The organism is Methylobacterium sp. 1A (assembly GCF_058072805.1).
Genome location: NZ_JBYQVE010000001.1, coordinates 2,070,492 through 2,082,370, shown reverse-complemented (window position 1 = coordinate 2,082,370; position 11,879 = coordinate 2,070,492). Strand labels below are relative to the sequence as shown.

The window sequence follows — 11,879 nt, the reverse complement described above, 5'->3', positions numbered from 1 at the left end:
GAGCGCGATTCGAAACACCTGATCGCGGTTCCGGGATCGCTGCGGCGACCCCACGGCTCGGAGGCTCTGATGCAAGCGCACGTTGCGGGGATCGACAACCCGAACCCGATGATCGGCCCGGCCCGCCTGATCCGGGCGGCCTTCGAAGGCGCCGACATGGCCGCCCTGGCCGCCGAAATCCTCGCCGAAGGCGGCGACTCCGCCCTCGACGCGGGGACGGCGCTGGACATGGCGACGATCCTGCTGCTGAAGCACCGCTTCACCGAGGGGCTCGCGCTCCAGAGCGAGGTGCTGGACGGACAGCGGGTCTTCTCGCTGCGCTCGAACCCGGATCAGGCGCGGATCCGCGTCCTCGTCCTGGTCACGGCCGGCGACCTCATGGCCAACACGCCGATCGACTTCCTGCTGAACGACGGCGATTTCGGCCTCACCTACCTCTATCTCCGCCCCGGCGAGCCGGTCCCGCACGACCTGCCGGCGCACGACGTCATCGTCACGGGCATCGCCTACGCGCGGACCGCCGAGCCGCTCCTGGAAGCCCTCGCGGCGGCGGCGGACCAGTGGACGCGGCCGATCGTCAATCACCCGCGCCACGTCCTCAAGACGTCCCGCCACGGGATCGCGGACGCGCTCCGCGGGGCGGATGGGATCCTGGCGCCGGAGGTCGTCCGCGTGAGCCGCTCCATCCTGAGCGCCGCGGCGTCCCGCAGAGCCGAGGGCCCGACCTACCCGCTCCTCGTGCGGCCCCTGGACACGCACGCCGGCAACGACCTCCAGAAGATCGACCGGGCGGAGGACCTGCATCTCTACCTCGCGCAGACGGATGCCGAGGCGTACTACGTCACGCAGTTCTGCGATTATCGCGGTGCCGACGGCCTCTACCGCAAGCTACGCGTCGTGTTGATCGACGGTGTGCCCTACCTCTGCCACATGGCCATCCGCGACCACTGGATGATCCACTACCTCAACGCCGGCATGCTGGAGGATCCGGTGAAGCGGCAGGTCGAGGCCGCCGCCATGGCCACGTTCGACACCGACTTCGCCGAGCGCCACCGCGCCGCGTTCGCCGAGATCCACCGCAGGATCGGCCTCGATTACCTGATCATCGACTGCGCCGAGAGCGCGGACGGCCGTCTGCTGATCTTCGAGGCCGATACCGGGATGGTCGTCCACGACATGGATTCGGTGGAGCTGTTTCCCTACAAGGCCCCGCAGATGCGCCGGGTCTTCGCCGCGTTCCAGGACGCGCTGCGGGGGCGGGCTCGGCGGCGGACCGCCTAGGTCGGCCGCCTCGGGACGGGGGCTGCGGGCGTCGGGTGCTTCACCCGGCGCCTTCACCAGGGGATGCGACCGAAGCGGTCGACCAGCCGCTGGTACTCGGCGTTGCTCTCGGCCTTGGAGGTGCCGCCCGAGCCGACATCCGAGGTCCCGGAGCCTGGATGCACGAGGCGGCACACCAGCGGCAGGACGAAACCGTGCCGCACGAGCTGCACGTTGGGGCCGCCGTTGCGCAGGACGTTGGCGAGCCACGGACGGACCTGGATCGCGTCCTGCAGCGTGACGGGCGCCGTCGCCTCGACGAGGTGGGCGCGGCGCAGGCCGGTCTCGGCGAGGCGGCCGAGCCACTCGTTGTCGTAGTGCCACTTCGCGGCCGGGCTGATCGCGCCGACCTGCGCGAAGGTGGTCCGCCGCATCAGCCAGCCCGACGGCGTCGCGAAGTCGTTGATCCGCACCACCTCGCCGGCCTCGTCGGTCTCGAGCTGCGTCGAGGAGACAAAATCGAAGCTCTCGAGGGCCCTCAGCGCGAAGCCCAGATAGGCGGGCAGCCAGTGATCATCGTCCTCGAGGAAGCCGACGAGGTCCCAGCTGTCGTCGACGGCGGCGATGGCAGCGTTCAGCGCGGGGATCTGGCCCCTCTGCGGGCCGCGCGCGAAGGTGACCTGCGGGTGCGCGGCGAGCCGCGCCGGGATCTCGATCCCGGGGTCGATCCCGACGAAGAAGTGGATCGTCGCCGGCCGGTCGAGCTCCTGGGCGTTGGCGCTCGCGATCGCGTGCTCCAAAAAGTACTGGCCGGCCTTTCCGGCCAGGGTCGAGGGTTTGAGCCTCGACGGCGTGATGATCGCGATCCTCATTCCCACGCCTCACCGTGTCGGGCGTCGCGCGCCGCGGCGCGGAACGCTGTCAGAGCTTGAAGGATTGCTCGCCGATATGGCCGAGCTCCTTGCTGAGATACGGATCGCACCAGATCCGGAAGCCGGCGGCGCGTGCCCGGTCGCTGAAGTCGAAGTCCTCGCCGATGTTCACGCCGGCTTCCTCGTCGACGCGGAAGCGGAAATAGGGCTTCTTCAGCTTCTCGAAGACCGTGGACTTGATCAGCAGGAAGCCGGTCGGGATCCGGGACATCTCCAGCAGACCCTTCGGCGCGTCGGCCGGCTGCTCCGGGAGGATGTCGCCCAGGAAGTGGAACGGGGCGGTGCGGCGGGAATAGGTCGCGCCGATGATGTCGACCTGCCGCACGAGGAGCTTGAGGAGTGCGTCCTTCGGGAAGGTCATGTCGCTGTCGATGAACAGGACGTACTCCGCCCCGTACTTCTGCGCGTATTCGAGGCCGAGGTTGCGGGCATCGGCGACGATCGACGACTTCCCGACTACGATCGACATCGGCATCTCGCCGAGCGAGTGCATCATCGATCCGAGGCTCACGGCGAAGTCCGCGTGGACCATGGTCCCGCAGGGGATCGCGATCGCCACATGGGGCAACTTCGGCGACGCGGAAGGGGTCGCGGCGCCAACATCACCGGACGCTTGAGCGATCACATCTGAGCTCCCTGCAAGGTGCGCCCCGTACCCGCCGCGCCGACCGAACCGGATCGGCACCGGTCGGGCAGGCGCGACAGACTTGGTTTGCGTCACAGCTTATGGCTGCGGATGGTTAATGGATCTTGAACACGCCCCGCGATCCGTAAATACTTAGCGCTTCAAGGATCGATTCATTAACGATCACTTCGGACGCACTCGGAGTCGGCAATTGATTTAACCCCCGCGAAACGTTTGGAGGGCGATTACTGGCGTACCCGAGAAACGGGTGCATCAAATCAGAAAGATAAGACCTATGTCCTCGATCACCCTGTCGGCCGCCACGCGTCAGAACCTGCTCTCGCTGCAGGACACCGCCCAGCTGATGGCGACCACCCAGAACCGGCTCGCGACCGGCAAGACCGTCAACTCCGCCCTCGACAACCCGACCAACTTCTTCACCTCCCAGGCCCTCGACGGACGCTCCTCGAGCCTGAACTCCCTCCTCGACGGCGTCTCCAACGGTATCCAGTCGATCCAGGCCGCCAACCAGGGCATCACCTCGATCCAGAAGCTCGTGGACCAAGCCAAGTCGATCGCCAACCAAGCGCTCTCGACCCAGCTCTCCACCACCGGCACCGCCGCCAACGCCTACAGCGCCAGCACCGCCTCCCAGACGGTGCTCATGACGATCAACGGTACCTCGGTCTCGGCCACGGTCGCCGCCTCCTCCAGCATCAGCGCCACCGTCGCGGCCCTGAACTCTGCGGTCAGCTCGGCCTCGACCTCTTCGAGCGGTTCGTTCGGCGCCGGCGCGATCTTCTCGGTCGACAGCACCGGCACCAAGATCGTCCTGAACGCTCAGGCGGACGTGGAATTCCAGAACTCGGGCAGCCAGACGGCGCTCGGCTTCACCGCCTCGGCCACCACCGCCTCGACCTACGGCACCGCCGCCAGCACCGTCGTGTCCAGCGACCTGTCGATCTCGGGCGTGACGCAGCGCGCCTCGCTGGCCAACCAGTACAACAACCTGCTCAACCAGATCACGCAGCTCGCCGGCGACGCCAGCTACAACGGCGTCAACCTCATTGCCGGCAAGGGCAATGACCTGAACATCAAGTTCAACGACACCGGCAGCTCGACCCTCAACGTCGCCTCGGTCGACGCCACGGCGAGCGGTCTCGGCCTGTCGTCGATCACCAGCTCGAACAACTCGTCGAGCCAGAACGGCCTTGGCAACTTCCTGCTGAACGCCGACGTCAACAAGACCTTGTCGACCCTGACCAGCGCCGGCAACTCGCTGACCTCCGCGGCGAGCTCCCTGGGCTCGAACCTGTCGGTGGTTCAGAACCGCCAGGACTTCTCCAAGCAGCTGATCAACGTGCTGCAGACGGGCTCGGCCAACCTGACGAACGCCGACCTGAACCAGGAGGCGGCCAACTCGCAGGCGCTGTCGACCCGCCAGTCGATGGGCATCTCGGCCCTGTCGCTGGCCAACTCCGCCCAGCAGGGCGTTCTCCAGCTCCTGCGGTAAGCGAAACGCACCGCGAAGCGCCAGAGGCCGGCCGGGGCAACCCGGCCGGCCTCTCTCTATGTCCGCGCCCGCGATCGTGGAGCGCGGCATCCGAAGCCGACGTCGCGCCGGCAACCGCCCCGGCTCGACGGAGCGCCGAGGAGAATCCACGCGGGAAGGCGGCCCTCGCATCGCACGCATTCTGAACAGGACGATCCAGAGCCCGTTGCGACCGCGGGGTTGCCAAGCTTAACCGTATCGGCCAGCCTGTCCGTAGTTACTGCGTACCGACCCGAGCTGAGCCGGAGTGCCGATGCGAGTGAACCACCAGCGCCGTCTCCTCAACAAGGCAGCGGAGGCACGTGATTACCAGATCACGATCCGTCAGAGGGCGGACGCGTCCTGGCCCGGCGACCACAGCCGGCTGACGGCGCTCGAGAGCACCGGCCATCTCCGGCGGATCGACCCGCTCGAGGATCCGGGTGGTCCAGTGGCGGTCTGGCAGATCACCGCGGCCGGCCTCTCCCAGCTCCGGGCTCTCACGTCGGGAGCCGAGTGATGGCGTCCGTCAAGATCCGCGCGACCGACGACGGGACCTTCGTGGTCTACCGCAACGGCGCCGCCGTCGCGTCGGGATTGACCCGCGAGCAGGCCGAGCGCTGCGCGACGGTCCTGGGCTGGATCGCACAGGGGCGCTGACGGCGCGGCGGCTATTCGGCGGCCGTTTTGGGGACCGCGTCGCCGAGAGCCTCACGCCGCGCGCTGTTCAGGACGCGCTGACGCGCTTTCGGATCCTGTATCGCGTGCCAGAGGCGAAAGAGTTCGTGCGTCATGCCGAGGTCGACGGCCTCGCCATCCGGTCCGTAGAAGGCCTCGACCGGACAGCCAATGACGGCTGCGATCTCGCGCAGGCGCGCGACAGCTCGAACATCGATGGCCATTGGAGACAGAATTCCTACACGCCGGGCGCGCAAGGGCTATCATTGCCCAACCCTGAGCAGCAAGGGATCGCCCTGTACTAGGCCTGATCCGATCGTATCAGTTTGAACACTTCTGGGCATGTGGTCGACACGCTGCGCGAGCGGATTGCAGCGCGTAGCCTCACGAAGGCGTGAACAGTCTCCGCACAGTCCGGCGCCACCGGCGTGCCGGCGTCCGCGATCGGGCCGGCCACGGCGCAGCTCGTCGTGTTGCGCGACCCGGCAGACCGGAGCCGGGGCCACGAATCCGCGCCCCGACCTGTCATTGCGGGCGCTGAACGGGCGATCGTCAAGCAATCGGCGAGACAGCTGCCAAGGAATTAGCGGATGGAAGCTTCCCGTTAACGAAGCGTAAACCTTTGTGACGTGATCCTAGGACGGTGGACGGGCACGGGATCCGGCCACGCAGATCGGGCGAGGCTCCGATGATCGTCTTGATAGCCGCAGCCATCGTCAGCGGTCTCGCGACAGCCACGATCCTGGCGCCGGTGAGCGCCCTCGCCGCGCTGATCATCGCACCCCTGGCAGCCAGCGCGTCGGCTATCCTGGCCTGCATCTTCATCGCCTGGCGTAACACGCGCGACGATGTCGGGCCGCCCGACCTCGAGACGCAGGCCGACGCGATGGTGGCGGTCCTCTGCGAGGTTGCCCAGCAGGGCAAGATCGTCCCGGCCGCCGCGCCGGTCCGGGTCCGCGGCCACCGGTCGGCCTGATCCCGGCGCGCCGCGACCGGCGTATCGCCGGCCCGGGCCCGATCCCAGCGGCACCGGTCGCGGGCCCATCCTGCCCGGAATGAGGCCGTCCGTACCCCTCTCCGCCGTCCAACCTCTCCCCCGCGCGCAGTCAGTCGGGCATCGCGCAGGACGGAAGAGACGCTGGGCGTCGTTCTGTTCGAGCAGGTGGGTCAGGGCATCCCGCGGACCCCTGCCGGAGAGGCGTCGTGCGACCATGTCGGGCGCGCCTCCGCCGAGTCGAACCGCGCCTTCGACCTCGTGGCGCTGCGGCTGGCGCAATTCCTGAGCGCCCATCCGGATTTCGGGGTGCGGCTCGCTGCCCGCATGGACTATGCCCGCCTCATCACCGACGCGTTCGACGCCGACAACGTCTCAGGACTGCCCCGCGGCGAAGGTCCGGTGCGGATGCCGCAGGGTTAGGAAACCGTCACGCCGCTCCGCAACCCGCTCGGGCGGCCCGCATCCACGAGCCGGCCGACCTGCTGGCGCGGATTCGCGCGCCGCTGAACGGCAGAGATTCCACAAGGACCGGAAAACGAAGTACGGCGACGGGGCGCGGTCGCATCGTGAGGATGCGTCGGGCAAACTGACCGGGACCGTTTTCCGCAGGATCGGATAACGGTATCGGAGAACGAAGGCGCGCCGAGACGCACCGCAAGACACACGCGAAGACGCATGTGGGGTCGATCCCGCCGCCAGCGGCATCGGGAGCGGCCCCGACGGAGGGGCGCCATGCAGATCGATGTTGCGGCCGTCGAGTCGACGGCGGGGATTAAATTTTCGGGACCGCCGCTGCGCGCCCGCGGCTGGCTGCGCCGGGTGGATGCCGGGCTCGGCCACCTCGTGGAGATCCCGGCGGCACTGCTCGTCCTAGCCGAGATCGCGGTGCTGCTCGCCGGTGTCGTCAGCCGCTACGTGTTCCGCGATCCCATCATCTGGTCGGACGAGCTCGCCTCGATCCTGTTCCTGTGGCTCGCCATGCTCGGCGCCGTGGTCGCCTTCCGGCGCGCCGAGCACATGCGCATGACCGCTTTCGTGGCCATGAGCGGCCCGCGCCTGCGCGCCTTCCTGGAGACGGTCGCCCTGGTCGCCGGTCTGATCTTCGTCGCCCTGCTGCTCGAGCCGGCCTTCGAGTTCGCCAGCGAGGAGACCTTTGTGCAGACGCCGGCGCTGGAGCTGAACAACGCGTGGCGCGCCGCCGCCCTGCCGATCGGTCTCGGCCTCATGCTGATCGTGGCGCTGATCCGACTCCTGGAGACCGCCGACTGGAAACTGACCGTGGGGGCGCTGATCCTGGGAGGCGGTGTTGCCGCCGCGCTCCTGGCGCTGCAGCCGTGGCTCGCCAACCTCGGGAACCTCAACCTGCTGCTGTTCTTCGTCGTCGGCGTCGGAGCGCTGGTCTTCTCCGGCGTGCCGATCGCCTTCGCGTTCGGCCTGTCCACCTTCGCCTACATCACGCTGACCACCGACGCGCCCTCCATGGTGGTGGTCGGCCGCATGGACGAGGGCATGAGCCACCTCATCCTGCTCGCCGTGCCGCTGTTCGTGTTCCTCGGCCTGCTGATCGAGATGACCGGCATGGCGAAAGCCATGGTCGGCTTCCTGGCCTCGCTGCTGGGACACGTCCGCGGCGGCCTGCACTACGTGCTGGTCGGCGCCATGTACCTCGTCTCGGGCATCTCCGGCTCCAAGGCCGCCGACATGGCTGCCGTGGCGCCCGTGCTGTTCCCCGAGATGAAGGCCCGCGGCGCCAAGGAGGGCGATCTGGTCGCCCTGCTCGCCACCACGGGCGCGCAGACCGAGACGATCCCGCCCTCGATCGTGCTGATCACCATCGGCTCGGTCACCGGCGTGTCGATCACCGCCCTGTTCACCGGCGGCCTGATGCCGGGCCTCGTCCTCGCCGCGACGCTGTGCGCGCTGGTCTGGTGGCGCTACCGCCGCGAGGACCTGAGCCACGTCGCCCGGCCGTCCGGCCGGGTCATCGGTCGCGCCTTCCTGGTGGCGATCCCGGCGCTGGCGCTGCCGTTCGTGATCCGCTTCGCCGTGGTCGAGGGCATCGCCACCGCCACCGAGGTCTCGACCATCGGCATCGTCTACGCGGCGCTGGCCGGCCTGCTGATCTACCGCCAGTTCGAGTGGCGGCGGCTCTACCCGATGCTGGTGACCACCGCGACCCTGTCGGGGGCGATCCTGCTGATCATCGGCGCGGCCACCGGGATGGCCTGGGCGCTCACCCAGTCGGGCTTCTCGCAGACGCTCGCCGAGGTGATGAAGAGCCTCCCGGGCGGCGCGCTCGGGTTCCTGTTCGTCTCGGCCTTCGCCTTCATCATCCTGGGCTCGGTGCTGGAGGGCATACCGGCGATCGTGCTGTTCGGGCCGCTGCTGTTCCCGATCGCGCGGGCAGTCGGGGTCCACGAGGTCCACTACGCCATGGTGGTCATCCTCGCGATGGGCATCGGCCTGTTCGCCCCGCCCTTCGGCGTCGGCTACTACGCGGCCTGCGCCATCAGCCGGATCCATCCCGATGCCGGGATGCGCCCGATCGTCGGCTACATCGTGGCCCTGCTGGTCGGGCTGCTCGCCATCATCCTCGTCCCCTGGTTCTCGATCGGCTTCCTCTGACGATCTCCACCGCGGGGACGCGCCGCGCGCGATCAGATCATGCCGGCGCTGCCGGTCCGCGCGATCCGCTCGCGCTGCTCGGCGTAGCGTTCGGCCGCGGCGCGCCGCACTGCACCCTCGAGCCGGCTGACGAGATTCGCGAGGGTTGTCATTGTGCCGAGATCCCGGTCGTGGCCGGGCGGGGGCCCGGCGTGCTGCACTGCAATATGCGCGCAGCTCCGGGGACATGTCAGGGTCTGCATCTCGGAGCTACCATGCAGCGAGATCATAATGTGCGCGGAGGGATGTGGACCGGCCCGACTTTCCGCTCGGAATGTCGGCTACCGGTCGCGTGCCCCGAGATCGACGCGGCTCCCTGAATCTGCGTCCCGCATATGGAGGCCGATTCCGCCGCTGCCGTCCTCGAGAGCGGAGAGAAGCGATCCAGGGCGGCGCGTCCACTGAGATCGTGGCGCTGACTGGATTGCTTCGCTCCGCTCGCAAAGACGGGGCGCCGCATCAACCGGATGGGATCGCGACAGCCCTATCGGGCCTGCGGCCTCGCCTGCCCGTCGAAGGGCAGGTCGCCCCGCGCCTCAAGTCCCTCGCGGATCGCGCGCTTCGTCACCTTGCCGTAGCCGGATTTCGGCAGGGCCTCCCAGAAGAACACGCGCCGAGGCAGCTTGTAACGAGCGACAGTCGCGGACAGCCACGCGATCAGCTCTCCCTCCTGCACCGCGGCCCCGGGACGGGCGACGCAGACCGCGACGCCGACCTCGCCCCAGCCGGGATCCGGGACGCCGAGAATCGCGGCCTCGGTGATCGCCGGATGCGTGAGGAGCTTCTCCTCGATCTCGCGCGGATACACGTTGGAGCCGCCGGAGATGTACATGTCCGAGGCGCGGCCGGTGATGAACAGGAAGCCCTCGGAATCGAGATGGCCGAGATCGCCGGTCCGGAACCAGCCGTCGCGGAACGCCGCCGCGTTGGCCTCCGGATTGTCGTAGTAGCCCGCGAACACGGCCGGGCCGCAGACGCAGATCTCGCCGGTGACGCCCGGCGGGCACTCGCGGCCCTCCGTGTCCTGGATCTGGACCTGCATGCCGGTGCGCTCGAATCCGCAGGTGCCGACCTTGACGTCCGGCCCGTCCTCGGCCGCGTGCAGGCGGGGCGGCAGCACGGTGATGTTGCCCGTCACCTCGCCGAGGCCGAAGTATTGCACCAGCACCGGCCCGAGCACCCGCAGCGCGTGCTGCTGGTCCGCCCGGTACATCGGCGCGCCCGCGTAGATGACGTGGCGCAGGCTGGAATGGTCGTGCGTCGACACCGCGGGGTGCTCGGTCAGCAGCTTGACGATGGTCGGCACGGTGAAGAGGTTCGTGACGCGCCACGCCTCGATGAGAGCCCAGACCTCCTCGGGATCGAGCCGCTCGCCGGCGGTCAGCACCGTCTTGGTGCCGGCCGCGACCTGCGCGAGCTGGTGGATGCCGGCGCCGTGCGAGAGCGGCGCCACGACCAGGGACGCGTCGGCCTCCGTCGTGCCCGGCATCAGGTCGCAGAGGTGATTGGTGATGACGAAGGCCATCTGGCCGTGGGTCAGGACCGCCGCCTTGGGGCGGCCCGTCGTGCCGGAGGTGAAGAAGAACCAGCACGGATCGTCGTGCTCGACATCGGCAACGGGCGCGGCCGCGCCGAGATGGTCCGCGACGAGGGCGTCGTAGCCGGCCCCGAAGGCCGCGTCGCCGATCGCCACGACGCGGTCCAGATCCGGGCAGGCCTCGCGCACCGCGGCGGCGTGCTCCGGGAAACCCGCGCCGCAGATCAGCGTCGAGGCGCCGCTGGCACGGGCGAGATAGGCGATCTCCGCGGGCGTCTGCCGGAAATTGGCCGGCACCCAGACGGCCCCGAGCCGGAAGCAGACGAACATCGACTCGAACAGCTGGTTGCTGTTGCGCGCCTGGACCAGGACGCGATCACCCTTGGTCACGCCACGGGCGGCGAGCGCTGCCGCCATCGCGTCGACCCGGGCGTCGAGCTCGGCCCAGGTCCAGCGCCGCTCGCCCCAGGCGAGCCCCACCGCGTCCGGAAACCGGCGCGCGGCGCGGCGCAGGAAATGGGCGAGATTCATCACCCGCCGGGAGCACGGCGCGACCCCGCCGCGCGGCGCCCCCGCGGCGCCCATCAGGTGAGCTTCCCGCAGGCCTTCTCGAGCAGCGACCAGCCCTCGTCGCCGTACCGGCCCTTCCACTCGGCGTAGAAGCCGGCCTTGCGCAGCTTGTCGCGGAAGGGCTCCGGGTCGGGCTTGTTGAAGACCATCCCGTTCTTCGACAGGTCCGCCTGCAGGTTGGCGTTGAGCTGAGCGACGTCGGCCCGCTCCTTCATCCCGGCGGCGTTGATGTGGCGGGCCACCGTCTCGCGCAGGTCCGCCGGCAGTCGCTCCCAGGCGCGGCGGTTCGCCAGGAACCAGTACCCGTCCCACATGTGGTTGGTGAGCGAGCAGTACTTCTGCACCTCGTAGAACTTCGTCGTGGAGATCACCGCCAGCGGGTTCTCCTGGCCCTCGACGATCTTGGTCTGCAGGGCCGAGTAGGTCTCGTTCAGGTTGATCGACGCGGGAGCCGCGTCGAAGGCCTTGAACATCGAGGTCCAGAGCGGCGAGACCGGGACGCGGATCCGGAAGCCCTTGAAGTCGTCGGGCGTGGCGATCGGCTTGGTCGACGAGGTGGTCTGGCGGTAGCCGTTGTCCCAGATCTTCTCCATGGCGACGAGGCCGGCCTTGGCGATCTGCTGGCGGACCCAGGCGCCGAGCTCGCCGTCCATGGCCGGCCAGACGGCGTCGTAGCTCGGGAAGGCGTAGCCGATACCGTTGATCGACGCGTTCGGCACCAGCGTCGAGAGGATCAGCGGCGACATCGTGAAGAACTCGACGCTGCCCGAGCGCAGCTGGCTGAGCGTGTCGGTGTCGGAGCCGAGCTGGCTCGTCGGGAAGATCTTGAGGTCGAACCGGCCGCCGGTCTCCGTACGCAGCGCCTCCGCCATCTCGCGGGCGCGGATGTTCATCGGATGCGTGTCGGGCAGGTTGTTAGCGTACTTGTACGTGAATTCTGCCTTCTGCGCCCGCGCCACGTGCGGTGCCGCCACGGTACCGGCGATGAGGGCCGTCGAGCCGGTCGCCAGGAATCGGCGGCGGGACAGGGGCGTGCGGTACGGGGACATGGCGGCCTTTCCGGTGCGGGCGCGGGGCCCGGCGTT

General features: G+C 68.8%; 11 protein-coding genes and 1 pseudogene. 7 read left to right on the top strand and 5 right to left on the bottom strand.

The genetic code is table 11. From position 1 onward, the window contains the following. The first annotated feature begins 69 nt into the window (after window positions 1-69). Window positions 70-1,281, top strand: coding sequence for an ATP-grasp domain-containing protein (locus ACX9MN_RS10160; RefSeq protein WP_489724328.1), 1,212 nt, complete (start codon window positions 70-72; stop codon window positions 1,279-1,281). A 53-nt stretch (window positions 1,282-1,334) separates the two neighbouring features. On the opposite strand, the gene ACX9MN_RS10155 is transcribed toward ACX9MN_RS10160, so the two are convergent. Both ACX9MN_RS10155 and ACX9MN_RS10150 read right to left on the bottom strand, forming a co-directional pair. After that, window positions 1,335-2,132, bottom strand: coding sequence for a glycosyl transferase family 2 (locus ACX9MN_RS10155; RefSeq protein WP_091683346.1), 798 nt, complete (start codon window positions 2,130-2,132; stop codon window positions 1,335-1,337). Between the two features lie 49 nt (window positions 2,133-2,181). Further along, the gene (locus ACX9MN_RS10150; RefSeq protein ID WP_020093585.1) at window positions 2,182-2,751 is read right to left on the bottom strand and encodes a glycosyltransferase family 2 protein; all 570 of its coding nucleotides are present in this window, start codon (window positions 2,749-2,751) and stop codon (window positions 2,182-2,184) included. A 361-nt stretch (window positions 2,752-3,112) separates the two neighbouring features. Here ACX9MN_RS10150 and ACX9MN_RS10145 point away from each other — a divergent pair, with 361 nt between their 5' ends. From ACX9MN_RS10145 to ACX9MN_RS10135, 3 genes are all read left to right on the top strand, one after another. Continuing rightward, a complete protein-coding gene (locus ACX9MN_RS10145; RefSeq protein ID WP_489724327.1) occupies window positions 3,113-4,330 on the top strand; it encodes a flagellin N-terminal helical domain-containing protein in 1,218 nt (405 codons plus the stop codon). Between the two features lie 292 nt (window positions 4,331-4,622). Next, entirely contained in the window at window positions 4,623-4,868 is a 246-nt protein-coding gene (locus tag ACX9MN_RS10140) for a membrane-bound lytic murein transglycosylase EmtA (protein ID WP_026604999.1), read from the top strand. Beyond that, window positions 4,868-5,008, top strand: coding sequence for a hypothetical protein (locus ACX9MN_RS10135; RefSeq protein ID WP_012319948.1), 141 nt, complete (start codon window positions 4,868-4,870; stop codon window positions 5,006-5,008). The genes ACX9MN_RS10140 and ACX9MN_RS10135 overlap by 1 nt, the downstream gene beginning before the upstream one ends. Window positions 5,009-5,019: 11 nt before the next feature. On the opposite strand, the gene ACX9MN_RS10130 is transcribed toward ACX9MN_RS10135, so the two are convergent. Next, complete coding sequence (locus ACX9MN_RS10130) at window positions 5,020-5,250, bottom strand: hypothetical protein (RefSeq protein WP_489724326.1); 231 nt, start codon at window positions 5,248-5,250, stop codon at window positions 5,020-5,022. A 464-nt stretch (window positions 5,251-5,714) separates the two neighbouring features. On the opposite strand from ACX9MN_RS10130, the gene ACX9MN_RS10125 reads away from it, so the two are divergent. The 3 genes and pseudogenes from ACX9MN_RS10125 to ACX9MN_RS10115 all read left to right on the top strand — a co-directional run bounded on the left by ACX9MN_RS10125 (window position 5,715) and on the right by ACX9MN_RS10115 (window position 8,648). After that, window positions 5,715-6,002: a hypothetical protein gene (locus ACX9MN_RS10125; RefSeq protein WP_489724325.1), complete on the top strand. Its 288-nt coding sequence runs from the start codon at window positions 5,715-5,717 to the stop codon at window positions 6,000-6,002. A gap of 126 nt (window positions 6,003-6,128) precedes the next feature. Further along, window positions 6,129-6,514 (top strand): annotated as a pseudogene (locus tag ACX9MN_RS10120) (type 2 periplasmic-binding domain-containing protein); the annotation flags it as partial. Between the two features lie 241 nt (window positions 6,515-6,755). Next, window positions 6,756-8,648 carry a TRAP transporter large permease gene (locus ACX9MN_RS10115; protein ID WP_489724324.1) on the top strand — a complete coding sequence of 631 codons (1,893 nt, stop codon included), beginning with the start codon at window positions 6,756-6,758 and terminating at the stop codon, window positions 8,646-8,648. Window positions 8,649-9,171: 523 nt separating this feature from the next. Here the strand turns inward: ACX9MN_RS10115 and ACX9MN_RS10110 are convergent. Further along, window positions 9,172-10,809 (bottom strand): acyl-CoA synthetase, encoded by a 1,638-nt coding sequence (locus ACX9MN_RS10110; RefSeq protein ID WP_489724323.1) that lies wholly within the window; start codon window positions 10,807-10,809, stop codon window positions 9,172-9,174. Beyond that, window positions 10,809-11,843 (bottom strand): TRAP transporter substrate-binding protein, encoded by a 1,035-nt coding sequence (locus ACX9MN_RS10105; protein WP_020093576.1) that lies wholly within the window; start codon window positions 11,841-11,843, stop codon window positions 10,809-10,811. Before ACX9MN_RS10105 ends, ACX9MN_RS10110 begins: the two co-directional genes overlap by 1 nt. Between the last annotated feature and the right edge of the window lie 36 nt (window positions 11,844-11,879).

Excerpts from the sequence above, each read along its gene's own strand:
- ACX9MN_RS10160 (WP_489724328.1), top strand. The coding sequence starts at position 70 with ATGCAAGCGCACGTTGCGGGGATCGACAACCCGAACCCGATGATCGGC.
- ACX9MN_RS10155 (WP_091683346.1), bottom strand. The coding sequence starts at position 2,132 with ATGAGGATCGCGATCATCACGCCGTCGAGGCTCAAACCCTCGACCCTG.
- ACX9MN_RS10145 (WP_489724327.1), top strand. The coding sequence starts at position 3,113 with ATGTCCTCGATCACCCTGTCGGCCGCCACGCGTCAGAACCTGCTCTCG.
- ACX9MN_RS10140 (WP_026604999.1), top strand. The coding sequence starts at position 4,623 with ATGCGAGTGAACCACCAGCGCCGTCTCCTCAACAAGGCAGCGGAGGCA.
- ACX9MN_RS10135 (WP_012319948.1), top strand. The coding sequence starts at position 4,868 with ATGGCGTCCGTCAAGATCCGCGCGACCGACGACGGGACCTTCGTGGTC.
- ACX9MN_RS10130 (WP_489724326.1), bottom strand. The coding sequence starts at position 5,250 with ATGGCCATCGATGTTCGAGCTGTCGCGCGCCTGCGCGAGATCGCAGCC.
- ACX9MN_RS10125 (WP_489724325.1), top strand. The coding sequence starts at position 5,715 with ATGATCGTCTTGATAGCCGCAGCCATCGTCAGCGGTCTCGCGACAGCC.
- ACX9MN_RS10115 (WP_489724324.1), top strand. The coding sequence starts at position 6,756 with ATGCAGATCGATGTTGCGGCCGTCGAGTCGACGGCGGGGATTAAATTT.
- ACX9MN_RS10110 (WP_489724323.1), bottom strand. The coding sequence starts at position 10,809 with ATGGGCGCCGCGGGGGCGCCGCGCGGCGGGGTCGCGCCGTGCTCCCGG.
- ACX9MN_RS10105 (WP_020093576.1), bottom strand. The coding sequence starts at position 11,843 with ATGTCCCCGTACCGCACGCCCCTGTCCCGCCGCCGATTCCTGGCGACC.